The organism is Micromonospora sp. WMMA1996 (assembly GCF_002573675.1).
GTDB lineage: Bacteria > Actinomycetota > Actinomycetes > Mycobacteriales > Micromonosporaceae > Micromonospora > Micromonospora sediminicola.
In genome coordinates this window covers 3,797,487-3,822,472 of sequence record NZ_PDHU01000001.1, presented here as the reverse complement: position 1 = coordinate 3,822,472, position 24,986 = coordinate 3,797,487, and the positions used below count along the sequence as shown (strand labels likewise).

General features: G+C 75.0%; 29 protein-coding genes. 14 read left to right on the top strand and 15 right to left on the bottom strand.

Going from position 1 to position 24,986, the window contains the following annotated elements:
• Positions 1 to 44: 44 nt before the first annotated feature.
• The 3 genes from COO58_RS30260 to COO58_RS17575 are packed head-to-tail and all read left to right on the top strand — an operon-like array spanning position 45 to position 720.
• Entirely contained in the window at positions 45 to 203 is a 159-nt protein-coding gene (locus tag COO58_RS30260; RefSeq protein ID WP_176558832.1) for a hypothetical protein, read from the top strand.
• On the top strand, positions 191 to 490 hold the full coding sequence (locus tag COO58_RS17580; protein WP_255292661.1) for a hypothetical protein: 300 nt from the start codon (positions 191 to 193) through the stop codon (positions 488 to 490). Before COO58_RS30260 ends, COO58_RS17580 begins: the two co-directional genes overlap by 13 nt.
• Positions 487 to 720: a hypothetical protein gene (locus COO58_RS17575; protein WP_141561916.1), complete on the top strand. Its 234-nt coding sequence runs from the start codon at positions 487 to 489 to the stop codon at positions 718 to 720. Before COO58_RS17580 ends, COO58_RS17575 begins: the two co-directional genes overlap by 4 nt.
• Here COO58_RS17575 and COO58_RS17570 read toward each other — a convergent pair.
• The 10 genes from COO58_RS17570 to COO58_RS17525 all read right to left on the bottom strand — a co-directional run bounded on the left by COO58_RS17570 (position 706) and on the right by COO58_RS17525 (position 6,863).
• On the bottom strand, positions 706 to 1,476 hold the full coding sequence (locus COO58_RS17570; RefSeq protein WP_098745793.1) for a hypothetical protein: 771 nt from the start codon (positions 1,474 to 1,476) through the stop codon (positions 706 to 708). The two genes, COO58_RS17575 and COO58_RS17570, sit on opposite strands and share 15 nt — an antisense overlap.
• Positions 1,477 to 1,558: 82 nt before the next feature.
• Positions 1,559 to 1,945, bottom strand: a complete 387-nt coding sequence (locus tag COO58_RS17565; RefSeq protein ID WP_098745791.1) for a hypothetical protein — start codon at positions 1,943 to 1,945, stop codon at positions 1,559 to 1,561.
• Between the two features lie 65 nt (positions 1,946 to 2,010).
• Positions 2,011 to 2,247: a hypothetical protein gene (locus tag COO58_RS17560; RefSeq protein ID WP_218012364.1), complete on the bottom strand. Its 237-nt coding sequence runs from the start codon at positions 2,245 to 2,247 to the stop codon at positions 2,011 to 2,013.
• The gene (locus tag COO58_RS17555; RefSeq protein ID WP_255292660.1) at positions 2,244 to 3,971 is read right to left on the bottom strand and encodes a helicase HerA domain-containing protein; all 1,728 of its coding nucleotides are present in this window, start codon (positions 3,969 to 3,971) and stop codon (positions 2,244 to 2,246) included. Before COO58_RS17555 ends, COO58_RS17560 begins: the two co-directional genes overlap by 4 nt.
• Positions 3,968 to 4,789 carry a DUF2637 domain-containing protein gene (locus COO58_RS17550; protein ID WP_098745788.1) on the bottom strand — a complete coding sequence of 274 codons (822 nt, stop codon included), beginning with the start codon at positions 4,787 to 4,789 and terminating at the stop codon, positions 3,968 to 3,970. The genes COO58_RS17555 and COO58_RS17550 overlap by 4 nt, the downstream gene beginning before the upstream one ends.
• On the bottom strand, positions 4,786 to 4,989 hold the full coding sequence (locus COO58_RS17545; protein WP_098745786.1) for a hypothetical protein: 204 nt from the start codon (positions 4,987 to 4,989) through the stop codon (positions 4,786 to 4,788). The genes COO58_RS17550 and COO58_RS17545 overlap by 4 nt, the downstream gene beginning before the upstream one ends.
• Positions 4,986 to 5,165 (bottom strand): hypothetical protein, encoded by a 180-nt coding sequence (locus COO58_RS17540; RefSeq protein ID WP_098745785.1) that lies wholly within the window; start codon positions 5,163 to 5,165, stop codon positions 4,986 to 4,988. Before COO58_RS17540 ends, COO58_RS17545 begins: the two co-directional genes overlap by 4 nt.
• Positions 5,162 to 5,938 (bottom strand): helix-turn-helix domain-containing protein, encoded by a 777-nt coding sequence (locus tag COO58_RS17535; RefSeq protein WP_141561915.1) that lies wholly within the window; start codon positions 5,936 to 5,938, stop codon positions 5,162 to 5,164. Before COO58_RS17535 ends, COO58_RS17540 begins: the two co-directional genes overlap by 4 nt.
• Before the next feature lie 11 nt (positions 5,939 to 5,949).
• Complete coding sequence (locus COO58_RS17530; RefSeq protein WP_141561914.1) at positions 5,950 to 6,315, bottom strand: hypothetical protein; 366 nt, start codon at positions 6,313 to 6,315, stop codon at positions 5,950 to 5,952.
• Positions 6,312 to 6,863, bottom strand: a complete 552-nt coding sequence (locus tag COO58_RS17525; RefSeq protein WP_098745780.1) for a hypothetical protein — start codon at positions 6,861 to 6,863, stop codon at positions 6,312 to 6,314. The genes COO58_RS17530 and COO58_RS17525 overlap by 4 nt, the downstream gene beginning before the upstream one ends.
• A gap of 252 nt (positions 6,864 to 7,115) precedes the next feature.
• Between COO58_RS17525 and COO58_RS17520 the strand changes: the two genes are divergently transcribed.
• The 6 genes from COO58_RS17520 (at position 7,116) to COO58_RS17495 (ending at position 16,714) form a co-directional block, all read left to right on the top strand.
• Entirely contained in the window at positions 7,116 to 7,865 is a 750-nt protein-coding gene (locus COO58_RS17520) for a hypothetical protein (protein WP_141561913.1), read from the top strand.
• A gap of 221 nt (positions 7,866 to 8,086) precedes the next feature.
• Positions 8,087 to 8,929: an endonuclease domain-containing protein gene (locus tag COO58_RS17515; RefSeq protein WP_091579403.1), complete on the top strand. Its 843-nt coding sequence runs from the start codon at positions 8,087 to 8,089 to the stop codon at positions 8,927 to 8,929.
• Between the two features lie 163 nt (positions 8,930 to 9,092).
• Positions 9,093 to 12,254, top strand: a complete 3,162-nt coding sequence (locus COO58_RS17510) for an ABC transporter permease (RefSeq protein WP_098745777.1) — start codon at positions 9,093 to 9,095, stop codon at positions 12,252 to 12,254.
• Positions 12,255 to 12,294: 40 nt separating this feature from the next.
• On the top strand, positions 12,295 to 15,009 hold the full coding sequence (locus COO58_RS17505) for an FtsX-like permease family protein (protein WP_098745776.1): 2,715 nt from the start codon (positions 12,295 to 12,297) through the stop codon (positions 15,007 to 15,009).
• Entirely contained in the window at positions 15,009 to 16,001 is a 993-nt protein-coding gene (locus COO58_RS17500) for an ABC transporter ATP-binding protein (protein WP_091579393.1), read from the top strand. Before COO58_RS17505 ends, COO58_RS17500 begins: the two co-directional genes overlap by 1 nt.
• Positions 16,001 to 16,714: an ABC transporter ATP-binding protein gene (locus tag COO58_RS17495; RefSeq protein ID WP_098745774.1), complete on the top strand. Its 714-nt coding sequence runs from the start codon at positions 16,001 to 16,003 to the stop codon at positions 16,712 to 16,714. The genes COO58_RS17500 and COO58_RS17495 overlap by 1 nt, the downstream gene beginning before the upstream one ends.
• An 18-nt stretch (positions 16,715 to 16,732) precedes the next feature.
• On the opposite strand, the gene COO58_RS17490 is transcribed toward COO58_RS17495, so the two are convergent.
• Positions 16,733 to 17,185: a GNAT family N-acetyltransferase gene (locus tag COO58_RS17490; protein ID WP_091579385.1), complete on the bottom strand. Its 453-nt coding sequence runs from the start codon at positions 17,183 to 17,185 to the stop codon at positions 16,733 to 16,735.
• Between the two features lie 71 nt (positions 17,186 to 17,256).
• Between COO58_RS17490 and COO58_RS17485 the strand changes: the two genes are divergently transcribed.
• Positions 17,257 to 17,733 carry a potassium channel family protein gene (locus tag COO58_RS17485; protein ID WP_091579381.1) on the top strand — a complete coding sequence of 159 codons (477 nt, stop codon included), beginning with the start codon at positions 17,257 to 17,259 and terminating at the stop codon, positions 17,731 to 17,733.
• Between the two features lie 10 nt (positions 17,734 to 17,743).
• Here the strand turns inward: COO58_RS17485 and COO58_RS17480 are convergent, their stop codons facing one another.
• Positions 17,744 to 18,892: a CdaR family transcriptional regulator gene (locus COO58_RS17480; protein ID WP_098745773.1), complete on the bottom strand. Its 1,149-nt coding sequence runs from the start codon at positions 18,890 to 18,892 to the stop codon at positions 17,744 to 17,746.
• Between the two features lie 172 nt (positions 18,893 to 19,064).
• Between COO58_RS17480 and COO58_RS17475 the strand changes: the two genes are divergently transcribed.
• Complete coding sequence (locus COO58_RS17475) at positions 19,065 to 20,336, top strand: YncE family protein (protein WP_098745771.1); 1,272 nt, start codon at positions 19,065 to 19,067, stop codon at positions 20,334 to 20,336.
• Between the two features lie 15 nt (positions 20,337 to 20,351).
• Here COO58_RS17475 and COO58_RS17470 read toward each other — a convergent pair whose 3' ends face one another.
• Both COO58_RS17470 and COO58_RS17465 read right to left on the bottom strand, forming a co-directional pair.
• Positions 20,352 to 21,956, bottom strand: a complete 1,605-nt coding sequence (locus COO58_RS17470) for an alpha/beta hydrolase (RefSeq protein WP_176558831.1) — start codon at positions 21,954 to 21,956, stop codon at positions 20,352 to 20,354.
• A 19-nt stretch (positions 21,957 to 21,975) separates the two neighbouring features.
• Positions 21,976 to 23,088: an ATP-dependent DNA ligase gene (locus COO58_RS17465; protein ID WP_091579366.1), complete on the bottom strand. Its 1,113-nt coding sequence runs from the start codon at positions 23,086 to 23,088 to the stop codon at positions 21,976 to 21,978.
• A 135-nt stretch (positions 23,089 to 23,223) separates the two neighbouring features.
• On the opposite strand from COO58_RS17465, the gene COO58_RS17460 reads away from it, so the two are divergent.
• Positions 23,224 to 23,436 (top strand): hypothetical protein, encoded by a 213-nt coding sequence (locus tag COO58_RS17460; RefSeq protein ID WP_098745770.1) that lies wholly within the window; start codon positions 23,224 to 23,226, stop codon positions 23,434 to 23,436.
• Positions 23,437 to 23,548: 112 nt separating this feature from the next.
• The gene (locus COO58_RS17455) at positions 23,549 to 23,971 is read left to right on the top strand and encodes an SRPBCC family protein (RefSeq protein WP_098745768.1); all 423 of its coding nucleotides are present in this window, start codon (positions 23,549 to 23,551) and stop codon (positions 23,969 to 23,971) included.
• Here the strand turns inward: COO58_RS17455 and COO58_RS17450 are convergent.
• The gene (locus tag COO58_RS17450; RefSeq protein WP_098745767.1) at positions 23,946 to 24,431 is read right to left on the bottom strand and encodes a GNAT family N-acetyltransferase; all 486 of its coding nucleotides are present in this window, start codon (positions 24,429 to 24,431) and stop codon (positions 23,946 to 23,948) included. The genes COO58_RS17455 and COO58_RS17450 overlap by 26 nt on opposite strands.
• Before the next feature lie 47 nt (positions 24,432 to 24,478).
• Here COO58_RS17450 and COO58_RS17445 point away from each other — a divergent pair, with 47 nt between their 5' ends.
• Positions 24,479 to 24,985 carry a DUF1990 family protein gene (locus COO58_RS17445; protein WP_176558830.1) on the top strand — a complete coding sequence of 169 codons (507 nt, stop codon included), beginning with the start codon at positions 24,479 to 24,481 and terminating at the stop codon, positions 24,983 to 24,985.
• Position 24,986 lies beyond the last annotated feature (1 nt).

Below are 24,986 nucleotides of genomic sequence, written 5' to 3'. Positions count from 1 at the left end.
CGGCTACAGCCAGTTGCCGCGTTTCTCGACTGAGGGAGGCGACCATGGCGACGAGGATCCGCGCGTTCATCCGCCGGCCGACCGGCCGGCCCGACCCGGCCCCATCCGGTCTCGGCCCGCGCATCCAGACGCTGGAGCAGCAGGCCGCCCGCCGTCGCCTGCTGGAGTCCAACCAGGCGCAGGAGCGCCGGTGGACGCCGTGACCACCGGACCAGCCAGCGTCGATCGTGCCCTGGCCGTGGTCGACGATCGGATGCGCGCCGTCGACCACCAGCCCCACCGACCCACGTGGGAGTGCCGCCGCTGCTTCGAGCCGTGGCCGTGCGCGGCCGGTCAGGTGCAGCTGGCCGAGGCGTACCGCGGTGACCGGGCCGCACTGGCGATCTACATGGGCGAGTTGTACGCCGCTGCGCTCGAGGAACTGCCGGCGTTCCCACCGCAGCTGCTCTACACGCAGTTCGTGGCGTGGACCCGCGCGCTGGCCCGGTGACCGCACCGCCCGTGCAGGTACCCGGGCAGCGGTGCATGGGCTGCGTCGAGGGCATCACCGTGAAGAAGCACTACTGCGCCGGCGACAAGGAGCTGGTGCCGTACGGCGGCACCTGCCAGTGCCGGCGGGCCGGCTGCGGGCCGAGTCCGATGATCCAGGCAGGGGCGACCAACCGGCGCCGGGCCGACGCGTCGGCCCGGGCCAGCGGTGAGGACCTACCTGCGCGGTGACGTCGGAAGGCTGCGCGGCAGCAGCGAGGTGCTGACGTTGTCGGACGAAGGCGTCGGGAAGGGCTCCCGCCACCGCTCCGGCTCGCCGTCCTTCGGCAACCGCCAGCCCCGATTGCTCGAGTCGTAGAAGTACAGGGTCACGTCCGTGGCCCTGGTGATCGCGTCGTGCACCGCGTTCACCTCCTGGCTCTCCGTGACCCGGCCGGGCGGGTCGATACCAGTCAGCTCAGCAACGATTACCTTCTCCACCAGGCGCAAGTCGAGCAGGACCTCATCGTCGGCCCGGATGATGGTGAGCGGCTCCGAGACCAGCTCAACGTCGCCGATCGGGGGTCTGACGACGGCCGTCACCCGACGGATCCCTCGAGGACCGTGGTTGGCGATGTTGAGCCGGCACCCAGTGAAGCCGTCCTGGTAGAGGAACAGGTGGAAGTGGAGCAGCAGGACGTCGCGGGCGTCGTCCAACGCGGCCGCGTCGCGCTCCTCCTGCAGCTCGGCGCGCGCCTGCCGGGTCTGCTCTCGCTCGTGCAGCAGCAGCGCGGTCGCGGCGCCGGCGGCGAGCAGACCGGCGATCACCCCACCGAAGCTGCCCCAGGCCTGCATCCAGTCGGTGATCTTCGGCGGTTCAGCACCGGCGGGCGGGTGGTACCGGGCGGTGGAGATCGCGGCCAGCGCCAGAGGAAGAGACGCGACACCGCAGACGACGCTCGTGATCAGGGCGATGGTCCGCCAGTTCAACTTCACGGCCGCCATCATGGCAACGCCCCGCCAGCCGGGCCGGCAGGCCGCCCCCGTGTCGCCCTGGTGACTGCAGCCCCTGCCGACCGGTGGAGCGGTCCTACCAGGGGCCGTCGCCGAAGACGGCCGCGCAGGCCTCCGCGAGGTCGAGCTGGGCCTGGGCGATGTCGACGTTCACCACCGGCGAGGCGGTGGCCGCGGCGACCAGCTTCCCGCCGGCGGCGGAGATTCCCGGCTGACTCGACTGCACGGCCAGCTGCCCGTGGGCCAGGTTGGTGGCCGGGTCGAACTCGAACGCGTTGCCGGTGTCGGCGTTCTTCCGGCAGGTGGCCCGGTCGTCGACGGCGGCGGACGTGGCCGGAGCGGCGCTACTCGCGGCCGGGGCGGCGCTGGTCGGCGCGGCGGCCGGCGCTGCGTCCTTACCGCAGCCGGACAGGGCGAGAAGCAGGGCGGTGGACAGCGCGACGGCGGCACGTGCTCGGGTCATCCGGGCAACGTACCGCCGTCGCTCAACCTGTCAGCCGCTTCCGTCGCCTGGCTGACAGGTGGTGCTCACACCGTCCGTCGTCCCCGTCGGATCCGGCGCCACGCCCGACGGCCGAGGCGCAGCCGCTTGCCGCTGCCACCGCACCAGCGGCACGGTCGGGACAGCTTCGGGTTGCCGCTGCTGCGGTGGCAGCCCTGCCCTCGGCACACCCGGCAGTCCCGGTGCGGGTAGACCAGGCACGACAGCGGATACCACAGCACCACGATCGTCAGGAGCGTCCAGCCGACCCAGCCGCCCCTCACCGGGCCGCCGCCTCGGCGCGGCTGCTGGCCACCCATGCCGCGAGATCCGCGCGGGCGTACAGGTCCGCGGTGCCCCGCTTCCCCACCGGCGTCGGCGCCGTCCCGACACGCCGCTGCAGGCGCTTCTTCGCCGCTTCGTACGACCAGGGCAGCACGCCGGCGTCGACGGCGTCCCGCAGCGTCATCATGTCCCCGTCCCCGGGGACATCCCTGCTCAGCGCCGTATCAGGGTCCGCGCTCGCCTTCGAGAGGGCACGTGCTTGCGCGGTCGTCAGGTACGCCACCTGAACCTCGGTGGCCTGCCCACCGATGACGCACTGCCACCGGCCGAGGGTCCGCGACGCGCGGGGCATCGCCGCCTCCGGCACGAGCATCTTCCAGTTGTTCGCGGTGTAGCGGGCCAGCAGCCGGATCCCGAAGTTCTCCCGCGCCTCCGGCCCGCCGATCGCCCGGGCGGTGAGCATCTGCGCGATGGCCAGCACGTTGACCTTCGCGCTGCGGCCCATGAACAGCAGGTCGGCCAGCGCCGACACCGCCGGGGACCGCTTCGGCTCGCCCTTGTCCCGCACGTCGGCCCAGTAGTTCGCCAGCTGCCCGATCGTCGCGTTCATCTCCTCGCAGATCACCAGCTCGCGGGGGCCCGGATCCCAGTCGTCAGCCTCGTGCAGCGCCAGGGTGTTCCGCTCGTCGGCCAGCTCCGCGAGCCGCAGCAGCGCGGTGTGCATCTGCGCCGGGCGGGTGCAGTAATCGACACCCGGCTGGCCGAGCGCCCACCGGTGCGAGCCCTTGCGGTCCAGGATCGTCACCCGACCGCCACGACGGAGAACCTGCACGGCAACCAGCTGGGCGAGCACCGACTTGCCGGCGCCGCTGCCGGCGCTCTCGGCGATGTGCGGGGAGTCGTCGCGCAGCGAGATGACCACCGGCACGTCCCCGGCGCCCTGCCCCAGGTAGAACTCCCACTCGGCGAGGCGGGGCAGCTGCGCGGCGACCTGGTCGTGGCCCACGGCCGCTGGCGGCCGCTTGCGTACCGTCCACGTCGCGCGGACCCGGGGGCCGACCTGGTGCCACGACTCGACGAGGTCGGAGACGGGGATCTTGCTGCCGATGACGGAGGACACCAGCTGCCGCTGCTCCTTCGTCAGGTACGGGGTGTCGACCGTCAACTCGATGCGCGGCCCGGCGTCCGGGTCGGCGGGCCGGCGGAACACCTCCATCCGGGACGTAACCGGGCGGGCGTGCCGCTGCACGGTCCACAGCGCCCGCTGGGCGTGGTCGGGCAGCCATCGCAGCACCGGCTCGACGTGCTCGCCGTACCACAGCCGAAGGGCCGTCTCAGCGGGCGACAGCGGCTTCGCCAGCCGGGGAGTGAGGTTGCCCAGGGACGGGTCGACGTGCAGCCGCACACCGGTCTGCAGGCCGAGCGGCGGGGTGATCGCGGCGAGGGTCGGCGCGATGTACTCGGCGTGGAAGCGGCGCCGGACCAGCCGGCAGCGGCCCCGCCACAGCGCCACCGCGGCGACCGTCCCGGCGGCGGTCAGGGTCTGCTGCGGCAGGGCGGCGACGAGGCCGCCGGCGGTCGGCACGCCGACGCGGATGATCTGCCGCTGCCAGCCGGTGAGCCGGCCCCGGCCGCGCCGCCGGTAGGGGTAGCCGGCCCGGCCGGTGAGCGGCCGACCGGACAGGTAGCGGTACGTCAGCCGCCCCATGGTGCGGGCCTTCACCGCTTCACCGCCCCGCTGATGCGGCCGCCGAGCTCGACGAGGCAGATCGACGCGACGACGACCAGGCCGTCGACGGACAGCGGGAGCAGGTACTGCGACCCGTTCGTCTCCCCGTACCGGGACGCCACCGCGGCCATGTGCCAGTAGCTGACCCAGGCGGCGATACCGGCGATCAGGGCGGTGGCCGCCCACCGGCCCAGGGCGAGGCTGCGGCGGTGCACGGGCACCCGGGAGATCAGCTCGATGGTCAGCAGCAGCGCCAGCGGCGACCACGCCGAGATGATCTGCGAGATCAGTTCGTCGCGGGCGTGCAGAACGTTCCCGGCGATGCTGGCGGCGACGCCGAGGGTGAGCACGGCGCGCACGCCCCAGCGGATCCGCTTGAGCTGCCGCAGTTCCCCGCTGCTGGCGGGAGCCGGTGCGGGCGTGCCCGGGTGTCCGTCCACCCGGACCTGCTCGGACGCCTCGGCGGTGTTGCGACGCCGGAACCACCTCCGGCGCTGCCGGACCGGCCCGGCGGGCCCGGGTACGACGCCAAGCTCCCGCAGCTCTTCCCGGATCGGCTCCGGGGCGTCCGCCGGGTTCGGGCCGATCGGCTCGGCGTAGTCCCACGGGTCGGTCGCCGGCGGCGTGGTGTCCTGCTCGGCGGTGCCGGCGACCAGCCGCTCACGCAGCTCGGTGGCCTTCGGCACCCCGATGCGGAACTCCTTCATCAGCCGGTTCCGCGACGGCACCTCGCCGAGCTGGTCGGCGAGGGCGAGCGCGCCCGGGTACAGGTCGTCGACGGCGCGCGGGTGGGCGCTGGCGGGGGCGGTCATCGGGTGGTTCCTCCAGTCAGGTCGGCAAGGGCGCGGGTGAGGCGGTGCAGGGCGATGTAGCGACGGCGGATGGCCTGCAGGTGCCGCGCCCGGACGTCGGCGTGGTCGTTGATGGCGTAGGCGAACTCCTGGGTGGCCTCGCCGTACCGGGCCGCCATGTCCAGCACGGCCCGGCGTAGCTTCTCGGCGCGGACGTTCACCGGGCCAACTCCTTCGGACGGTCAGCGGACGGGCGGGTTTCGGCCTGGCGGATCGCCTCGGCGGTGGTGTTGGCGTGGCGCTCGCTGGCCAGGTGGCCCAGCCAGAACGGCGTGAACATCACGGCCGGACCGCCGAGCAGCACCGCCGCGAGCGCGGTGAGGGTCGTCTCGTTCATCGGGCACTCCTGCGGATGGCGGCAGCCGCGGCGGCGGCGCCGCGACGGGCACGGTCGGTCTGGCTGGGGTCGTGTGAGCAGAGCCGGCTGTCGCGGTAGCCGGACGCGTCGCACAGCCCGCAGGCGTCGATTGCCAGCCGGGCCGCCTCGGCGCGCTGCCGGCCCAGCTCCGACTGCACCTGGGCAAGCACGGCCACCTGGTCCCCGTCGAACCGCTCCCGCCGGCGGCGGGCGTCACCGCACGGCCCGCACGGCGGCGGCTCCGGGTCGTCGAGGTGCTTCTCGCATCGGAGAGGGGGCGGCCCAGCCGGGTCGACCGCCGGCGGCTTCACGCGCCCGCCCGCACCCCCCTGACGTTCCTTGACGTTCAAGGACGTTCGGGGGGCGCAGCTGTGTCCGGGGGGAGGGGGCATAGCTGTGTCCGGGGGGAGGGGGCGCAGCTGTGTCCGGGGGGCAGAACGCCCGGGGGGCGCATCGCCCGGGGGCACGCTGCCCCCGGGGGGCACGCTGCCCGGGGGCGGATCGCCCCCCATCAGCACCGCGTACCGGTTGGTGCCGGACGGGCCGGCGCCGACGGCGACGGCCAGGTGCCCGCCGTCCTGCAGCCGCCGGATGATCCGCCGCACGGTCCGCTCGTCGAGGCGGGTCTTGCGGGCCAGCGTGCCCAGCGACGGCCAGGCGTTCGTGCCGTCGTCGGCGGCGCAGTCGGCGATGGCGAGCAGCACCAGCCGCTCGGTGCCGCCGACCGGGGAGTGGTCCCACACCCACGTCATCGTCCGAACGCTCACCGGTCACCGTCCCGACCGGCCAGCCACGCCTGCACCTCGTCGACCAGGAGCGCGCCGTCTACGTCGGGGAGCGGGGTCACGCCGGTGGCGTCCGCGACGTCGAGCAGGTCGTCGCCGTTCTGCTCTGCGTTCAGCGCGGCCAGCGGCCCGGAGTCGCCGGTGCGGGCGGCCTCGGCCGCGTCGGCGAGCCGGGCCAGGTCGTCGCGGAGCTGCCGGTCGGCTTCCTGCTGGTCGGCCACACCAGCCTCGTACGCGGCCCGCAGATCAGCGCCGCCGCCGTGGTGGCCACGCAGCCGGGCAACCCGGGCGGGCCGGACGTTGCGGCGCGGCGCCGGCCGCCACCACCTCTCCGCCCGGCTCACCAGCTGCCCCCGTCCCGGCCAGCGCGGCGAACCGCGTCGGTGAGCAGCCGCATCCGGTTCGACAGCACGTAGCCCTGCGACACAGACAGCCGCAACTGCACCGTCCGCGGCTGTCCGCCGGGGCTGGTGTCGACGGCGGCGATGACCACCTGCGGCTGCTGGTCGCTGTCGACGGCCTGGACGAGACCGACGTTGACGATGGTCGGCTCGGGCCGGTTGGTGTCGACCTCGACCGGTCCGGAGCGGTGCTCACGGCGTCGGTCGCAGTCGTTTCTGTCGCACCAGGCCGGATGCATGGGGCCGGCCAGCGCGCCGGTGGGGAACGGGTACACCTGCCCGCAGTTGCGGTGCACGTCGGGCGCCATCCTGACGCGGTTAACGGTTCGGTTGGTGCCCTCGATGGCGTCGGTGGCCGCGTCAACGTGCTGCTCGCACACGTAGACGGAGGCGTCGAGCGAGCCGGGCAGGCCGGCGGTGGTGCTGAAGACTTCGAGCCGCGTGGTGGCCGGCTGGTCACATGTGGGCAGGGCGAACGGTAGATTGCTCACGGGTCGCCTCCTACTAGGCGATCAAGTCCCCGGGCGGTGCTGGAATCACCGTTCCGGGGGCGCTTAAGGCGGCTGGAATCCGCCAGATAACCTCCCTGTCTACGCTCGTCGGCGACCTGCGTTTTTCCTGGTGTTGCACACCGCTACGCCCAGGGCTCCCCCAAGATGCCCGGCGAGCCGAAACGGGTCCAGCCCTCCAAGGACCGCGACCGCCCGCGCCCCTGAGCCGCCCGTCGACGAGGGAGGCCGCCGATGAGAGCCGTGAAAACGGGAGCGCCGGGCCGACGACGGCGACGCTGGCCGTGGGCCCTGGCCGGGGTGGTCGTCCTGCTGCTCGTCGCGGGCGCGGTGCTGGTCCGGGCCTACCCCTCGGTCGCCGCGACGACCTGCCCCCGCTGCTACGGGATGGTGCCGGTGCGGGACCGCCTCTATGTCGAACCCGGCCGGTCGGACGCCGACCGGCAGCGGCTCGTCGACGTGTACGACGCGGCGACCCGGCGGGTCGACGACTTCTACCGGGGGCGCCGGAGCGACCCGACGGTGCTCGCCTGCTTCACCCCCGGTTGCTACGAGCGGATCGGTGGCGGTGGCGAGCGGGGGGTCGCCATCCTCGACCAGGCGCTGATGCTCTCCCCCCGCGGCATCGATCCGGTGATCGCCGCGCACGAACTGTCACACGTCGAGTTCCACGTACGGCTCGGCGCCCGTGCCGGCGACGTTCCCCAGTGGTTCGACGAGGGTCTCGCCGTCCTCGTCGCCGACGACCGGCGCTACCTGTTGCCGCCCACCGAGCCGGACCGCTGCCGCGACGCCTCGCCGGGGCCGCTGCCGGAGACGCTGGACGCCTGGTTGCGGGCCGCCGGGGCGGACGAGCAGGTGTACGCCCGGGCCGCCTGCCGGGTCCACCGGTGGGTGGACGGGCACGGCGGGCCGCGGGCCGTGCTCGACCTGATCGACCGGGTCCGCGCCGGGGACGACATCGCCACGCTCGTCACCGACTGACCGGACCCGACCGACCGGCGGCCCACCCGTACGACGGGTGACCCGCCTTCCCCGCCCCGGTCGTCGATCTTGGAGTTGTGGCGCCTTTAATGCCCCTTCTACGACTTTTCTGAGGTGCCATAACTCCAAGGTCGACAAAGGGGCGGGAGCGGATCGAGTGCGACCGGCGGGGTTGTCCACAGGGGCGGACGGGGGCGGGGCCGGGGCGGGACAGTGTCCGTGTGTGGGGGTACGGGGAGTTGCTGGCGGGTGGGCTGAGTCGGGGCGCGATCCGCCACCGGGTGGAGGCTGAGCGGCTGAGTCGGCTCGCGCGGGGTGTCTACGGCTACGCCGACGACGAGACGAGCCGGCTGCGGGCGCTGTTCCGGCGGTTGCCCCCGGACGCCGTGGCGGGTTTCCACACCGGCGCCGGGCTGCACCGCTTCGGGGCGGTGCGCAGCGAGCGGGTGCACGTCATCGTGCCGGCGGGCGGTGCGGTGCCGACCATCCGGGGCGTGGCGGTGCACCAGAGCGTCCTGCCGATCGGCGAGGTCGTGGAGATGGCCGGGATACCGTGCGCGTCGGCCGCCCGCTGCGCCGTCGATCTGGCCCGGGTGACGCGCCGGGCGGACGCGCTACCGACGCTGGATCTCTGCCTGCGGGTGGGCGCCTGCGGTCGTGACGAGCTGCGGAGGGAGGTGGCGTCCCATGTCGGCCTGCGCGGGGTGCGCCAGGCGGGCCGACTGGTCGAGTTGGCCGATCCGCGCGCGGAGTGCCGGCAGGAGAGCCAGTTGCGGCTGCTGCTGATCGACGGCGGGCTCCCGCCGCCGGAGCCGCAACTCTGGGTACCCGACGACGTCATGGGGATCTACCGTCTGGACCTGGGCTACCGCAGGCAGCGGGTCGGCGTGGAGTACGACGGCCGCTCCCACTTCGACCCGGACCGCCTGCACCACGACCGCGCCCGCCTCAACTGGCTGGCCGAGCAGGGCTGGCGCATGCGCGTCTACACCGCCGCCGACCTCTACCGTCGACCGGAGCGGATCCTGGGCGCCGTCCGCACCCTCCTTCTCGCCGCTCCGTGATCCGCCCCGCCCTGCCGCACGTCCCAGGCGACGGAAAGGGCTGGGAAGGCGGGAGGCAGCGGGAGGTGGTGGGGATAACGATCATGTAACGGGCGCGAACCTTTTCCGGCCCTTCACCGCTCTTCCTGGTCATCGGCCCGTCGGGGGCCACGGGAGGGGTCGGATGAGACTGGTATGGAGGCGGGCCAGGGCGGCGCGAGGGCTGCTGGTGGCCGCGATCGCCGCGGCGCTGGTCGCGATCGCCCTGGTGGCCGGTCTCACCGAGTACAACCGCAGGGCGGTCGAGGCCGGCCAGCAGGCGTTGCTCAACGGCGCCCCGCTGGAGGAGCGCAGCCTGCTGCTGACCGGCCCCGCCGGAGGCGACGCCGCGGAGGCGGCGGAGCGCGACCGGAAGGTCCGTGACGGCTTCGCCGACGGTTTCGGTGGCGCCCGGGTCGACGTGTACGGGGCCCGGTACGGCTCGGGGCGGCAACTCACCGGCGATCTCGGGCCGAGGCCCCAGGACGACGATCTCGTCTTCGCCAACCTGGCCACCCTCGACGACCTCGCGGCGCACGCCGAGCTGACCGCCGGGGCCTGGCCGACGGCCGGCGCCCGCCCGCTCCAGGTCACGCTGCCGGAGAAGGTCGCCGGCGCGCTCGGCATGGCCGTCGGCGACCGGGTGCCGATGCTCGACCGGAGCACCGACCGGGCCGGCGAGGTGGTGCTCGTCGGCACCTGGCGGCCCCGCGACGCCACGGAGGCCTACTGGCAGTTGGCGCCCGGTGTCGGCGCCGGCAGCGCCCCGGCCTCGGACACCTCGTACGGCCCGTTCGTGCTGGACCCGGCGGACTTCAGCAGGACCTTTCCGAGCCTGGTGTCCGCGTGGTGGGTGGTGCGGCCCGACCTCCCGGCGGTGGCCGGCCAGGGCCGGCTGCTGGACGTCCGGGACGCGCTGCCGGCGGCCGTCACCGGAGTGCCGGCGGCGGCCGGGCTCGGCGACTCCGCCCAGGTCGTCACCGCGATGGACCGGCTGCTCGGGCGGGCGGCCGGCGCCGACCTGGTGGGCCGGTCCTCGCTGGCCACGCCGGTCCTGCTGATCGTGGTGCTCGGCGGGTACGCCTTGATCCTGGTGGCCGCGCTCCTGCACGCCGACCGGCGCAACCAGACCGCCCTGCTCCGGGCCCGTGGCGCCGCCCGACACCAGTTGGCCGGCTTCGCGGCCCGGGAGGCGGCGCTCGTCGTGCTGCCGGCGGCCGTGGTCGGCCCGTTGGTCGCCGACGCCGCCCTGCGGCGGGTCGGCGCGTCCGCCGACGGCGGCCTCACGGCGCTCTGGCTGGCGGCCGCGCTGACCGGGGCCGGATGCCTGGTCGCGATGGTCGCCCCGACGCTGCGGAGCACCGGCACCTACGTCGCCGACATGGCGGCCCGGTCGCGGCCCACCCGGTCCGCCGCCGTGCAGCGGGCCAGCCTCGATCTGGTGCTGGTGGGCTTCGCGGTGCTCGCCTGGACCCAGCTGCGGCAGTACTCCTCGCCGATCTCGGGCGCGGCCGGCCGGCTGGGCATGGATCCGCTGCTGGTCGCCGCGCCGACGCTCGGCGTCCTGGCCGGCGCCGTGGTGGCGCTGCGGCTGCTGCCACCCGCGACCCGCTTCGCCGAACGGTTCGTCGACCGCCGGCTGTGGACCGCGACGATCCTGGGCATGTGGCAGGCGGGCCGCCGCCCGCACGCCGGTCCGGTGCTGCTGCTCGCCCTCGCGGTCGGCGGCAGCACGCTGGCCTGGTCGCTGGTGGCGACCGGCGAGCGTTCCCAGGTCGACCAGGCCGACCACGTGGTCGGCGCCGATCTGCGGCTGACCGAGCGCGGCGGGGTCGCTCCGCCCGGTCGGCCGGCGGAGGTCGCGGCGCTGCCGGGCGTGCGGGCGGCCCTTCCCGGGTGGAGGGACGAGATCCGGGTCGGCCGGGCGGACCTGCCCGCCACGGTGGTCAGCCTCGACGCGGCGGGCGCCGCGGGCGTGGTGCGCCTGGACGACCGGCTGGCCACCGAGCCGGGGCCGGCGTTGTTCGACCGGATGGTCCGGTCGCGCGGCCCGGCTGCCGGCGTCGTGCTGCCCGAGGGCGCGCGGTCGATCACCGGCTCCGTCCGCACCTGGGTACGCGACGCGGTCGCCCCCCAGCGGGTGCAGGTCTGGCTGCTCGTGACCCGCGCGGACGGACTCGCCCTGCGGCTGCCGGTGGGCACCGGGGACGAGTCGGGTCGACGGGTGCCGTTCCGCATCCCGCTCCCCGTCGCCGGTGAGCTGCGGCTGGCCGGTTTCGAGGTCGACGGCGGGGACGTGGCCGGGACCGCGTACCGACTCGGGGTGAACGACCTGCGCGTGGTCGACGCCGCCGGCACGGCCCGGCCGCTGTCCCTGGGCGCCGACTGGAAGGCGATCGGGGCGGCGGCCGGCCCGAGGACCAGGGTCGACGCCACGGCTACCGGCCTCACCGTCGAGAACGACGTCGTGCTGGTGGCCGGCGGACAGTTCGCGTACCAGGAGTCCTCACGCTTCGCCGTGGTGCCGACGGGTGAGGCCCGTCCGGTTCCCGCGCTGTTGACCCCCGGGGTGCGCGAGGCGCTCAGCCTGCGCCCCGGGGAGACGGTCACCCTCTCGCTGTCGGGGGTGTCGCTGCCGGTGACCGTGGCCGGCGAGGTGGACGCCGTGCCGTCGGCCACCGGCGAGGGCGTGCTGCTGGACATGCCGGCGGCGACCGACTGGCTGATCCGCGAGAGCGGCGCCGTGCGGCCGGTGCAGGAGTGGTGGCTCGGCGCCGACGACGACGGCGCCCGGCAGGCGGCCGGGGAACTGGACGGCGTGAGCGTCCTCGACCGGCGCCAGACGGCCGACCGGGCCGCGGCCGATCCGTACTGGCAGGGGGCCCGCACGGGGTTGCTCGTCGCGGCGCTGGGCGCGGTGCTGCTGGCGCTCGTCGGGCTGCTCGTGGACGTGTGGGCCACCGCCCGGCGTCGCCTGGGCGAGTTCGCCGTCCTGCACACGCTCGGCGCCACGCCCCGCCTGCTGGCCCGGGCGCTGCTGGCCGAGCAGACCTTCCTGGCGGGCATCGGGGTGGGCGTCGGGCTGCTGCTCGGGGCCGGTGTCGGCGTGACGATGGCCCCGCTGGTCATCCTCACCCCGTCGGCCACCCGGCCGGTGCCCGAGGCGGCCTTCGTCCTGCCGTGGCTGCCGGTCGGGCTCACCGCGGCGGGCCTCCTGCTCGCGGCGCTGGCCTTCAGCGCGTTCATCGCCTTCGGCATCCGGCAGCGGGTGGCGGCGGCACAGCTGCGAATCGGGGGAGACCAGTGACCGGTTGGAGCAGGGCGGCCCGCGACGTGGAGGAGGCCCGATGAGCATCGGCGCGGTCGTCCGCCGGGTCCGTGCGTACGGCGGACAGTTCCTGTTGCTCGCCGCCCTGGCGGCGGTCACGTTGGCGCTGATCGCCGGCGTGCCGCGGTTGGTGAACGGACGCACCGAGGCGGGCCTGCAGAGTTTCCTGCGGAGCCAGCCGGCCACCGTCCGCGACGTGACGTACGCGACCGACACGATCTTCAACGCGGGTAACGGCACGTCCCTGATGGAGGCGTTCGCGGCCGACCTGCCGCGCCTGCAGGACGAGATGCCGCCGCCGGTGCGGGCGCTGGTCGACCAGCGGTGGTTCACCGCGGAGACCGATCCGGGCCGGCTGACCGGGCCGGACCTCGCCGCGCGGAACCTCCTGGTCGATCTGGGCCTGCGGAGCATGCCGGGCGTCGCCGAGGCGGGCCGCCTGACCGGCGGGCGCTGGCCGGACCCGACGGCGACCGCCGAGGACCCGGTGGAGATCGCGCTGGCCGCCGAGGTGGCCGGCAAGCTGAACCTGCGGGTCGGCAGCAAACTCACCCTCGCCGGGCCCCAGTCGGCGACCCCCGAGGGCGCCCCGGATCCGGTCCGGGCGCTCGTGGTGGGCGTCTTCGAGCCCCGCGACCGCGCCGGGGGGTTCTGGGACGGGCTGCCCCAGGCACTTCGCGTCATCGAGCCGATCGGCGACGCGCAACCGTTCGTCGCGCTCGGCGTGGTCGACCCGGCGACGCTGGACCGGCTCTCCGCCGACGGGTGGGGCCTGCGGTTCGCCTGGCGCTACCGGATGGGCGCGAGCGGGATCCACGCCGTGGACGCGGACCGGCTCATCGGCGACGTCGACCGGATGGGCCGGCAGGCCCAGGGCCGCGCGTTCACCCAGGGGCTCGACATCCCGCTGCGGCAGTTCCAGGACCAGGTGGCCTCCGTCCGTACGGTCCTCGCGGTGTCCGCCACCGGCGCGCTGGGTGCGCTGGCCGGCCTGGTGATCCTGGCGGCCGGGCTGACCGTACGCCGCCGGCGTACCGAGTTCACCCTGCTGCGGGCGCGCGGCGGCACCGCCCTCGTCGGAGCCCGGCGCAGTCTGTCCGAGTCGTTGCTGGTGCTGCTGCCGGCAGCCGGCGCCGGTTTCGCGCTCGGGAACCTCGCGCCCGGCCCGGCCGCGGAGTCGGCGTCCGCCGCCGCCGTGGCCGCCACCCTGCTGATCGTCCTGGCGCTGCCGCTGGCGACCCTCGCCCTGCCGACCGGTGTCGCGCAGCGGCGGGACCTGGTGACGATGCGTCCGTCGGCGCGACGGATCACCATGGAGGCCGGGCTGGTGCTGCTCGCCGTGATCGGCGTGCTGCTGCTGCGCCGGCGTGGTCTGGTGCCCGGCGTGGTGGACCCGCTCCTGGTGTCGGTTCCGGTGCTGCTCGCGGTCGCCGCGGCGGTGCTGACGATCCGGCTGTACCCGTGGCCGCTGCGACTGCTCGGCCGACTGGCCGCCCGGACCCGGGGCAGCGTCGCCTTCCTCGGCTCCGCGCGCGGCGCCCGCGCCGTGGTCACCACACCGCTGGTGGTCGTGGTGCTGGCGGTCGCCAGCGCCGCGTTCTGCGGTGTGGTCGCCGCCGGGGTGGAGGCGAGCCGGGACCGGGTGGCCGCGCGGCAGGTGCCGGCGGACGGGCTGATCCGGGGTGAGCGGCTCGCCCCGGACACCGCCGCGGAGCTGGCGCGGCTGCCGGGCGTACGGCGGGCCTCCCCGTTCCTGCAGGAGGCGGGGCAGCGGCTCGCCACCGACGAGGACGGCACCGACCTGCGGGTCGGTGAGGTGAGCGTGCTGCTGGTGAACGGACCGGAGCTGGAGGCCCTGGTCCGGGACGCCGACGTGCCGGTCGGGGTGCCGGACGCGCTGCTCGGCAGCGGCGACGCGGGACCGCTGCCGGCGGTCGTGTCGCCGGCGGTCGCGGCGGATCTGGCCGCCGCCGGCCGCGACGGCTCCGCCTTCGTCGGTGTGCAGGGGCAGCGGTACGAGTTCCGGGTGGCCGCGCGGGCGGACAGCTTCCCGCTGCTGCGCGGCGAGACGACCCGGTTCGTCGTCCTGCCGTGGCAGCAGCTGCCCCGCCGGACGACCGACGTGACACCGACCGGCTTCCTGGTGGCCGGCGACCGGCTCGACGTGTCGGAGCTGCGCCGGGTCGGCAACGAGGGGCAGCGCCGCTTCGCGCGGGGCGGGACGATCGTCGGACGGGAACAACCGCTCGACGTCGAGGTGACCACCTGGGCGGAGGCGCGTCGGCAGGTCGGCGAGGGCGGGGTGAACGCGGTCCTCGGCTTCGGCTTCACCGCCGGCGCCGTCGTCGGAACGGCGTTGGGCCTGCTGGCCGTCGCGTTCGTGGTGCTGGCCGGCGCCCGCGCCCGGGGGCAGGCGCTGTCCCAGCTGCGCACGCTGGGCCTGTCCCGGGGCCAGTCGCGTGGGCTGCTGCTGGTGGAGCTCGGTCCGTTGGTCGGCGTGGCGGTGGTCACCGGCGCGGTGGTCGGGGCGCTGCTGCCGCTGCTGCTCAATCCGGTGCTCGGCCTGTCCGCCTTCACCGGCGGCGCACCCGTCGAGGTGGCGTTCGAACCACGCCTGGTCGTCGGCGTCGTCGTGCTCGGTGCGGTCGCCCTCGGCTTCGCGATCGTCGTCGAGGCCCTGAACAACCGTCGGACGCGCCTCGGCGAGGCGCTCCGGCTCGGAGAGGAGAGCTGATGACCACTACCGCGAGCACCGCGGCGGTGCCGGACCTGGCCGCGCTCCAGCGGCAGGCCGCCCGCCGGGCGGCCGAGCGAGCCGGCGGAGAGGACCGCCTGCGCGGGCACATCGTCTGCGACGGCCTGGTCCGCATCTTCAAGACCGAGGGCGTGGAGGTCGTCGCCCTGCAGGGACTCGACCTGGTCATCGACCGGGGTGAGCTGGTCGCGATCGTCGGCGCCTCCGGCTCCGGCAAGTCCACCCTGCTGAACATCCTGTCCGGGTTGGACACGCCGACCGCCGGCATCGCCCGGGTCGCCGACTACGACCTGCTCGCGCTGTCGCACAAGAAGCGGTTGGCGTACCGGCGGGAGATGGTCGGCTTCATCTGGCAGCAGACCGGCCGCAACCTGCTGCCGTACCTGAGCGCGGTGGAGAACGTGGAGCTGCCGATGAAGCTGGCCGGGCGGCACGGCGGCCGGCGGGAGCGGCGGGAGCGGGCGCGCCGGCTGCTCGACCTGGTCGGGGTCGGCTACTGCGCGGACCGTCGACCGGGTCAGATGAGCGGCGGCGAGCAGCAGCGGTGCGCGGTGGCCGTGGCGGTGGCCAACGACCCGGAGATCCTCTTCGCCGACGAGCCGACCGGCGAGCTGGACGAGGCCACCGGCGCGGAGGTGTTCGCCGCGCTGCGCACCATCAACGCCGAGCTGGGGGTGACCATCGTGGTGGTCACCCACGACCACGCCGTGGCCGGGCAGGTCCGCCGGACCGTCGCCATCCGCGACGGGCGGACCGCCTCCGAGGTACGCCGGACCGCGCGGGCCACCGCCGACGGCGGCACCGAGCTGGTCAGCGAGGAGTACGCGGTGCTCGACCGGACCGGTCGGATGCAGTTGCCGGCGCCGTTCGTGGAGGCGCTGTCGCTGCGGGACCGGGTCCGGCTCAACCTGGAACCCGACCACGTCGAGGTGCGGCCCGGCGACCGGACGCACGCCGAGGAGAGTGAGTGATGACCGAGCGGACCGTGGTGCTGCCGGCGACGGGTGTCGAGGACGTGGTGCGGGTCGAGGGGGTGAGTCGCACCTTCGGCCGGGGCGAGCACGCGGTGCACGCCGTGCGGGACGTGTCGTTCACCGCCCGGCGCGGCGAGCTGGTCGCGGTGCGCGGCCGCTCCGGCGCCGGCAAGACCACGCTGCTGAACCTGATCGGTGGCCTGGACCGGCCGGACGCCGGGCGGATCGAGGTGGCCGGGCACGAGGTCACCGCCGCCGGGGAGAAGGAGCTGCTGGCGCTGCGCCGGGGCACCGTCGGCTTCGTCTTCCAGACGTTCGGGCTGGTGCCGATCCTGTCCGCGGCCGAGAACGTCGGGGTGCCGCTGCGGCTGGCCAAGGTGCCGGCGGCCGAGCGGGAGCAGCGGGTGGCGGTGCTGCTGGAGCTGGTCGGGCTGGGCGGGCACGCCGCGCAGCGCCCGTACGAGCTGTCCGGCGGGCAGCAGCAGCGGGTGGCGGTCGCCCGGGCACTGGCCAACGAGCCGGACCTGCTCATCGCCGACGAGCCGACCGGCCAGCTCGACTCCGAGACCGGCCGATCGATCATGGACCTGCTCCGGGCCGTGGTGCACGCCCGGGGCATGACCGCGCTGGTCGCCACGCACGACCCGGCGCTGATCGAGATGGCCGACCGGACCCTCACGCTGCGCGACGGCCGGCTGGTGGTCGACTGATCCGTCCGGCCGGGCGGGTCAGAGCGCCAGCTTCATGCCCTCGTGGCTGGCGACGAAGCCGAGGCCGCGATAGAACCGGTGCGCGTCGGCGCGCTGCTTGTCGGTGGTGAGCTGCACCAACGCGCAGCCGCGCGCCCGAGCCTGGTCGATCGCCCAGCGCATCATGTCCCGGCCCAGCCCTCGGCCGCGCAGGTCGGAGCGGACCCGCACGGACTCGATCAGGCACCGTTCCGCGCCGTGCCGGCCCAGCCCGGGGATGTACGTGAGCTGGAAACAGCCGGCCGGCTCGCCGTCGACCTCGGCGACGACCAGGTGGTTACGGGGGTCGGCGTCGAGGTCGGCGAAGGCCCGCTCGTAGGCGGCGTCCACCTCGGGCAGGTCGCGGTCGCGGCCCAGCACGTCGTCGGCGAGCAGGGCGAGCACGGCCGGCAGGTCGGCCCGGGTGGCCTCCCGGAAGATCACATCGGTCACCCCGGCAGCCTGGCACAGCGACACCGGGCGATGGGAATGCGGCGCTTGCCGGCACCGGGCAGCATGACGCCATGGACCTCCTGCTGCCGTTCCGCTGGATCTACCGAGGCCTGGTCTGGTTCGCCAACTCGCCGCGCACGCTGATCACGTCGTACCTGCTGATGATCGTGGTGGCGGGCGTGCTCTACAGCCACTTCGAGCACAAGAGCGCCCCGGACTCGGTCTGGTGGGCGGTGGTGACCGCGTCGACCGTCGGGTACGGCGACATCTCCCCGACCACGTTCGGCGGCCGGCTCCTGGCCGCGCTGCTCATCTCCACCATGGTGCTGCTGGTGATCCCGCTGATCACCGCGCACTTCGCCAGCCGGCTGATCGTCGACGACGACGCGTTCGAGCACGCCGAGCAGGAGGAGCTGAAGGCGGACGTGCGGCGGCTGCGGGTCCTGGTCGAGGAGATGGCCGCCCGGCAGGGCGTCGTGCTGCCCGAGCCGCCCCGTCCGGTGCCCGAGGTCGCGCCCGGCGACCGCCGCCGGCGCCGCCGCCGGTGAGGCGGGGTCCTCAGCACCCGTCCAGCCAGCTGCGCAGCGCCCACCACCAGTGCACGGTCTGCGGCACCGTGCACCGCGCCCCCTCCTCGACCGGTGGTCCACCGGTCACCTCCCGGAGCCGGCGCAACCGGTAGCGCACCGTGTTCGGGTGCACGTGCAGCGCGGCGGCGGTCTGGTCCAGCCGCTGGCCGTGGTCCAGCCAGGCGAGCGCGGTGGTGGCCAGCTCCCGGTGGAACTCGTCGGCCGGGTCGAGCGGGCCGAGCAGCGTCGCCCGCAGCAGCTCGGCCAGGGCCGGCTGGGCGGCCAGGGCGGTCTCCCCGGCCAGGTCGGTCACCTGGCGCAGCCCGCGAAGCCGCCGGTGCGTGGCGGTGCGCAGCGCCGCCCGGCAGAGCGCGTACATCGCCGGGGCGCGGGCCAGCGGCTGCGCCGGCGTCACCAGCGCGAGCAGATCGGCCGGCGCGTCGCCGGGCAGGCGGGGGAGCAGGCCGGCCAGCCGGTCCTCGACGGCGCCGAGCAGACCGCCGTGCCGGGCGAGCTGCCGGTGCAACGTGTGCGCGCGGACCGGATCCGGCGCGGCGGCGACGAGGCAGTGGTAGCGCCCGTCCGGTCGTAGCCCGAACCGGGCCAGCTCCGCCGCCGGCGTGTCGTCGGGTCCGTCGATCAGCAACCGGCGCAGCAGGTGCGCCCGGGCGGCCGGGCCGCTGCGGACCAGCTCCCGTTCGGCCTCCCGGTGCCCGTCGACCACGGCCCGCTCCACCGCGGCGGCGTACCGGCCGATGGTGAGCAGCCCCTCGACGAGCACCTCGTCGGGGATGCCGGCGTCGCGGCCGTGCCGGACCACGAGTTCCACCGCCCGGTCCCGCCCGGCCTGCACGCCGCGCAGCAGGCCGGCGACGGAGACGCCCTGCGCCGCCCGGTCGGCGCCGAGCCGGCGGGCCTCGGTGAAGTCCCGGCCGGCGGGGTCCTCGCGGCGCTCCAACGCGCCCAACCCGCTGGTCAGCAGCAGCACGACCTGCCGGCGGACCTCGGCGGCCGGGAGGCGGGCCACCTCCGGGGAGTTCGCCCGGGCGGCCCGGGCCACCTCGTCCACGGCGGCGGCGTCGGCGGCCAGGTGGCGCAGGAGCGCGCTGAACGCGGGGGCGCTTCCGGTCCGGGTCATCGGCGCCCGCCGCCCTCCCGTTGTCGTCGCGGCACAACCGGGCCGGTCGGGCGTTGGCGTCCGGTGCCTAGCCGGGCCGGCCGTCCGGTTGCTCTCCTGGTTGTTACCGAAAGGTAACACCGATCGAGCCGTTGAGAAACGTCGATGTCGCACCGGCTGCCAGGAGGCGTCCATGACCCCCGCGTCACCCCGCCCGTCCCGATCCCGCCGCCGCGCCGCCCTCGCCGCGCTGGCCGTCCTCGCCCTCGTCGCGCCCACCCCGCTGGTGGCGTCGCCCACGCCCGCCGCCGCTGCCGCCGCGCTCCAGGAGGTGATGTTCGTCGGCAACAACTGGGACGGCACCGCCGACGTCATCCGGTCCCGGGGCGACTACGCCAGGCTCGGCCGGATCAACGTGATCCCGGACCGGGCCGCGCGGCTGCGCGAGATCTACCTCAACCCGATCCGGCTGGCGTTCTTCCTCGGCATCCGGCAGGGACCGGGGGAGGGACACGACCAGTTCGTCGACGACATGTACACCACCCCGGACGGCACCGCCCTGGTGGTGTCCCGGCCCAGCTTCGCCGACGTGGTCTCGATCGACCTGGCCACGGGCGCGATCCGCTGGCGGTTCCCGGTCTCCGGCTACCGCGCCGACCACATGGCCGTCTCGCCCGACGGCACCCGGGTCGCGGTCTCCGCCTCCACCTCGAACACGGTGCACGTGCTGGACATCCGCACCGGGGCGCAGCTCGGCTCGTTCGGCACCGGCGACAAGCCGCACGAGAACGTCTTCACCCGCGACGGGCGGCTGTGGAACATGTCCATCGGCGAGGTCAACACCGACCTGGACGCGCCCTGGCTCGACTGGACCAAGGGCGACCGGCGGATCACCGTCGCCGACGCCACCACGTACCAGGTGGTCAAGGTGATCGACATGCGTGACCGGCTGGACGCCGCGGGCCGCCGGGACCTCTCCGACGCGGTCCGCCCGGCGGTGTTCACCCCGGACGGCGGCACGCTCTACTTCCAGGTCTCGTTCTTCAACGGCCTGGTCGAGTACGACGTGGCCACCGACCGGATCACCCGGGTCACCACGCTGCCGAAGAACCCGGCGACCAGCGACGACCGCACCACCTGGGTGAACGACTCGCGGCACCACGGCCTGTCGGTCAGCCCCGACGGCACGCGGCTCTGCGTCGCCGGCACCATGGACGACTACGCGACGGTGGTGGACCGGGCCACGCTGCGGGAGGGCCCGCTGGTGCCGGCCAGCAAGCCGTACTGGGCCACGGTCAGCGGCGACGGCCGGGACTGCGTGATCTCCGAGTCCGGCGCGGACCGGGTCACCGCGATCACCTTCGCCACCGGGCAGAAGGTGGCCAGCGTCCCGGTCGGCGACCACCCGCAGCGGGTCCGCATCGGGCACCTGCCGGAGGGCTGGACCCCGCCGGCGGCCGGCTGACCGGCCGCCACGCCGTCACCGGGCGGGGCAGCGCAGCCCCTCCCGGGGGACGGTGAGCGAGATCAGGTACGCGTCGACGGCCGCGGTCACGCACGAGGTCTGCGGGTAGGCGGTGTGCCCCTCGCCCTCCCAGGTGAGCACCCGACCGACGCCCAGCATCGAGGCCAGCGCGGCGGTCTGCTCGTAGGGCGTGGCCGGGTCGCCGGTGGTGCCGACCACCAGGATCGGCGGCGCGCCGGTCGCCCGCCCGGTCGGGTAGGGGTCGCGCCCGCCGGGCCACTCCACACAGCCGAGCATCCCCACGGCCAGCGCCGGACCGAACAGCGGGTATTTCTGGCGCCACTGCGACTGCAACGACCGCACCTGCTCCCGGGTCGGCTTCTCGGTCTCGTCCGCGCAGTTGACCGCCATGTTGGCGTCGAACAGGTTGGAGTAGTGGCCGTCGTCCTCGCGACCCGCGTACGCGTCGGCCAGCTTGAACACCCCGTCCGGGTCGCCGCCCTGCAGGTCGTCGATCGCCCGGGCCAGCTCCTGCCAACCCTGCTCGGTGTAGAGGGAGGAGATCACCGCGTAGAACACCCAGCCGGCGGTGGCCTCCCGGCCGCCCTGGCCGCGTACCGGGGAGGTGGTGGCCTTGTCGATCGCGGCGGTGACCGCGCCGCGGGCGTCCGGCGCGATCGGGCAGCGGCCGGCGTTCGCCGCGCACCACCGGGAGAAGTTGTCGAACGCCCGCTCGAAGCCCTTCGCCTGGCTCTCCGACCCGGCGATCAGCTTCTGCCGGGGGTCGACCGCGCCGTCGAGCACCAGGGCCCGGACCCGCTGCGGGTAGAGCTGGGCATAGGTGGCGCCGAGCAGGGTGCCGTAGGAGTAGCCGAGGTAGGTGAGCTTGTCGTCGCCGACCGCCGCGCGCACCGCGTCCATGTCCCGCGCGGCCTGCTCGGTGCCGTAGAGCGGGAGCTGGTCGCCGTACTTGGCGCCGCACCGCTGACCGATGCGCCGGTTGAGGTCGACGAAGCCGTCGAAGGACGCCTGGCTCTCCGGATCGGGGTCGTAGCCGAAGCTGGCGTCCAGGTCGGCGTCGGGGATGCACTTCACCGGGCTGGACCGGGCCACCCCGCGCGGGTCGAAGCCGACGATGTCGAACCGGTCGGTGACCGCCGCCGGCAGACCGCCGAACGCCGGGCCGAAGGAGAGGTAGACCGCCGTGTCGACGCCGGACGCGCCGGGGCCGCCCGGGTTCACCACCAGCGACCCGATCCGGTCGCGCTGCTTGGTGGAGCGGATCCGGATCAGCGCGATCTCGAACGTCTCGCCGGTGCCCGGCCCGGCGGTGGCGCCGGTCGTCGCCCCGGTGCCCCAGTTGCGGGGCACGGCGATCCGGGCGCACTCGTAGCGCATGTCGGCCGCGCCCCGGCCGACCAGCTCGTCGGGCACCTCCGGGCAGGACCGCCAGGTGGGCGTGCTGCCCGGCGGGGCCGCCTCGCCCTCGCTCTCGGCGCGCGGGGCGAACGCCGGCAGCGTGCAGCCGGCGGTGAGGACGACCGCGGCCACGAACGCGGCCACTGTGGGCCGGAACCGGCGGGTCCGGTCGGGGAAGCCTGTCACGTGGGCGCCTTCCATGATCGTGTCGACCGCCAGGCTACGCCCGGCCGTGGGCGTCGCTGACCGTCGCCGCCGGATCCCCGCGCAGCACCTCGTCGACGTCGTAGCGGATCGGCCGGTCGAGCTGGCCGTAGTCGCAGGAGCGCGGGTCGCGGTCGGGCCGCCAGCGCAGGAACCGCGCGGTGTGCCGCAGCCGATCGCCCTCCATCGCGTCGTAGGCCACCTCCACCACCAGCTCGGGGCGCAACGGCTCCCACTCCAGGTTCTTGCCGCCGGTCCACCGGCTCACCCCGCCCGGGATGCGTTGCCCCCGCTCGTGGTCGCCGTGCACCCACGGGTGGCCGCCGCCCACCTCGCGGTAGGGCTCCAACTCGTCGAGCAGCTCCTGGCGGCGGGCCATGGTGAACGAGGAGCTGACGCCGATGTGGTGCAGCACCCCGTCGTCGTCGTGGAGGCCGAGCAGCAGCGAGCCCACCACCGGACCGGACTTGTGCCAGCGGAAGCCGGCCACCACCGCGTCCATGGTGCGCGCGTGCTTGACCTTGGCCATCAACCGCTTGCCCGGCTCGTAGGGCAGGTCGGCCGGTTTGACGATGAGACCGTCCAGCCCGGCGCCCTCGAACACCTCGAACCAGCGCCGGGCCGTCTCCGGGTCGGTGGTCACCTGCGTCACGTGCACCGGCGGGCGGACCCCGGCCAGGGCCCGCTCCAACCGCTCCCGGCGCCGCGGGTAGGGCCGGTCGGTGAGCAGCTCGTCGTCCAGGGCGAGCAGGTCGAACGCGACGAAGTCGGCCGGGGTGGTCTCGGCGAGCAGCTTCACCCGGGAGGCGGCGGGGTGGATCCGCTGGGCCAGCAGCTCGAAGTCGAGCCGTGGCTGCCCGCCGGGGCCGTCCCGGCGGATCACGATCAGCTCGCCGTCGACCGCGCACCGGGGCGGGAGCTGACGGAGCGCCTGCTCGACCACCTCGGGGAAGTAGCGGGTCATCGACTTCCCGCCCCGGCTGGCCAGCTCGACCTCGTCGCCGTCGCGGAAGATGATGCAGCGGAAGCCGTCCCACTTCGGCTCGTACGTCAGACCGGGATCGGTGGGCAGCTCGGCCACGCTCTTGGCCAGCATCGGCTCGACCGGCGGGTTGATCGGCAGGTCCACGGCGACCAGTCAACCAGACCCCACCGACGCTGGTGAGCCAGATCACCGCCCGGGCCGGGCGGCGTGTCCCGCCCCGGCCCCCTTCGTCCCCGCCGCCCGGATGATGAAACCGCAGGTCAGAGCTACCGTCGCGGCGTGCCGGAGTGGAGTTGCGGATGCTGCGGGCGCTGGCGGGTCAGCGTCGAGCTGGTGCGCGGGCGCTACCGCTACCGGCTGGCGCACCGCTACCCGCCGGAGCACGGCGGCGGCGCGAACGTCGTCGGCGAGGTCGGCTCGGTGGCCGAGCTGGAACGGCTGCTCCGCCGGTACGCCCCGGTCGCCCTGGCCGACCTCCACGAGGCCGCCTGACCCGCCCGCCGCCCCGGGCTGTCGCCGCGCGCTCCCGCCGTCGGCCGTGCGGGATACGTCGTGCGAGTGGGCGGCGTAGGGTGGGGTGGACTGTCCATGGGGGAGGGACGCCATGCGGTTCGTCGAGTCCGTCGAGATCGCCGCCGACGTCGACCAGGTCTGGGCGGTGCAGAGCGACGTCGAGCGCTGGCCGGAGTGGACGCCCTCGGTCACCGCCGCCCGGCGCCTGGAGCCCGGCCCGCTCGCGCTCGGTGCGACCGCCCGGTTGACCCAGCCCCGGCTGCGGCCGGCGGTCTGGCGGGTCACCGAGATCGACCCGCCGTACGCGTTCGTCTGGGAGTCCACGAGCCCGGGCGTGCGCAGTCGGGGCGAGCACCGCCTGGTGCGGCTGGACGACGGGCGGACCCGGGCCGAGCTGACGCTGACGCAGAGCGGCCCCCTGGCCGCGCTGGTCGGGCTGCTCGGCGGCTCGACCATGCGCCGCTACCTGCGGCAGGAGGCGGACGGGCTCAGGCGTCGCTGCGAGCGGGGCTGAGTTTCTCCAGCACCGCCAGGCGGTTGCCGTTCTCGTCCGGGCGGTGCGTCACCACCCGGTAGCCGCGCCGGGTGTACAGCCCCAGGTTCTCCGCGCTCCGCGCGCCGGTGAACAGCGCGAACCGGGCCACCCGGCCGGCGCAGGCCTGCTCGACCGCGGCGAGCAGCCGGCCGCCGACGCCGTGCCCCTGCTGGTCCGGGGCCACCGAGAGGCGGCCGACGTGGGCGGTGTCCCCGTCGATGCGGGCCCGCACCGAGCCGACCAGGCGCGGGCCGCGGCGGGCGGCGAGCACCACGTCCGGGCCGGTCAGCGCCGCCCGGACCTCGTCCAGCGTCTCGGTGAGCGGGGGCAGGAACACGTCCCGGTAGCGCTGCGCCTCGACCAGGTAGGCGGCGCGTTGCACGGTGAGGATCTCGCCGGCGTCGGCGACGACGGCGGGGGCGATGGTCACGTCGGTCACCGGCTCAGCTCACCACAACCGGCCCGGACGGTCGTACCCTGGCGGGTGTGGAGAGGTCCGAGCTGACGTACGCCGAGGTGGGCGCGACCCGCGGCGGCGACCTGCCGTCCGGCTACCACCACCTGCGCCACCGGGTCCGGCTGCCCGACGGCGGCTTCCCGCTCGCGGCAGACGCGGTGCTCGGCTGGCGGCTGCACCGCGCCGCCGGCGTGGTGATGCGCACCGACGCCCCGCGCGCCGCCCCCGGCGTCCGGGTCACCCCGGGGCTGGGCGTCGGCCCGGCGCGGGTCTGGGGGCCGACCGAGGTGGTCTGGACGGTGGACGAGCCGGACCGGGCCGGGTTCGGCTACGGCACCCTGCCCGGGCACCCGGAGGTCGGCGAGGAGGCGTTCGTGGTCACCCGGGGCCCCGACGGCACCTGGTTCGAGGTGACCGCGTTCAGCCGGCCGGCCCGGTGGTACGTGCGCGCCGCCGGCCCGGTCACCCGGGGCTTCCAGCTGGGGTACGCCTGGTGGCTGGGGCGCACGCTGCGCCGGCTGTGCGCCCGCCGGTGAG

Coding starts and splice junctions, on each gene's coding strand:
- COO58_RS30260 (WP_176558832.1), top strand. CDS start 45: ATGGCGACGAGGATCCGCGCGTTCATCCGCCGGCCGACCGGCCGGCCC.
- COO58_RS17570 (WP_098745793.1), bottom strand. CDS start 1,476: ATGATGGCGGCCGTGAAGTTGAACTGGCGGACCATCGCCCTGATCACG.
- COO58_RS17565 (WP_098745791.1), bottom strand. CDS start 1,945: ATGACCCGAGCACGTGCCGCCGTCGCGCTGTCCACCGCCCTGCTTCTC.
- COO58_RS17550 (WP_098745788.1), bottom strand. CDS start 4,789: ATGACCGCCCCCGCCAGCGCCCACCCGCGCGCCGTCGACGACCTGTAC.
- COO58_RS17540 (WP_098745785.1), bottom strand. CDS start 5,165: ATGAACGAGACGACCCTCACCGCGCTCGCGGCGGTGCTGCTCGGCGGT.
- COO58_RS17535 (WP_141561915.1), bottom strand. CDS start 5,938: ATGACGTGGGTGTGGGACCACTCCCCGGTCGGCGGCACCGAGCGGCTG.
- COO58_RS17520 (WP_141561913.1), top strand. CDS start 7,116: ATGAGAGCCGTGAAAACGGGAGCGCCGGGCCGACGACGGCGACGCTGG.
- COO58_RS17510 (WP_098745777.1), top strand. CDS start 9,093: ATGAGACTGGTATGGAGGCGGGCCAGGGCGGCGCGAGGGCTGCTGGTG.
- COO58_RS17505 (WP_098745776.1), top strand. CDS start 12,295: ATGAGCATCGGCGCGGTCGTCCGCCGGGTCCGTGCGTACGGCGGACAG.
- COO58_RS17500 (WP_091579393.1), top strand. CDS start 15,009: ATGACCACTACCGCGAGCACCGCGGCGGTGCCGGACCTGGCCGCGCTC.
- COO58_RS17495 (WP_098745774.1), top strand. CDS start 16,001: ATGACCGAGCGGACCGTGGTGCTGCCGGCGACGGGTGTCGAGGACGTG.
- COO58_RS17485 (WP_091579381.1), top strand. CDS start 17,257: ATGGACCTCCTGCTGCCGTTCCGCTGGATCTACCGAGGCCTGGTCTGG.
- COO58_RS17480 (WP_098745773.1), bottom strand. CDS start 18,892: ATGACCCGGACCGGAAGCGCCCCCGCGTTCAGCGCGCTCCTGCGCCAC.
- COO58_RS17475 (WP_098745771.1), top strand. CDS start 19,065: ATGACCCCCGCGTCACCCCGCCCGTCCCGATCCCGCCGCCGCGCCGCC.
- COO58_RS17470 (WP_176558831.1), bottom strand. CDS start 21,956: ATGGAAGGCGCCCACGTGACAGGCTTCCCCGACCGGACCCGCCGGTTC.
- COO58_RS17455 (WP_098745768.1), top strand. CDS start 23,549: ATGCGGTTCGTCGAGTCCGTCGAGATCGCCGCCGACGTCGACCAGGTC.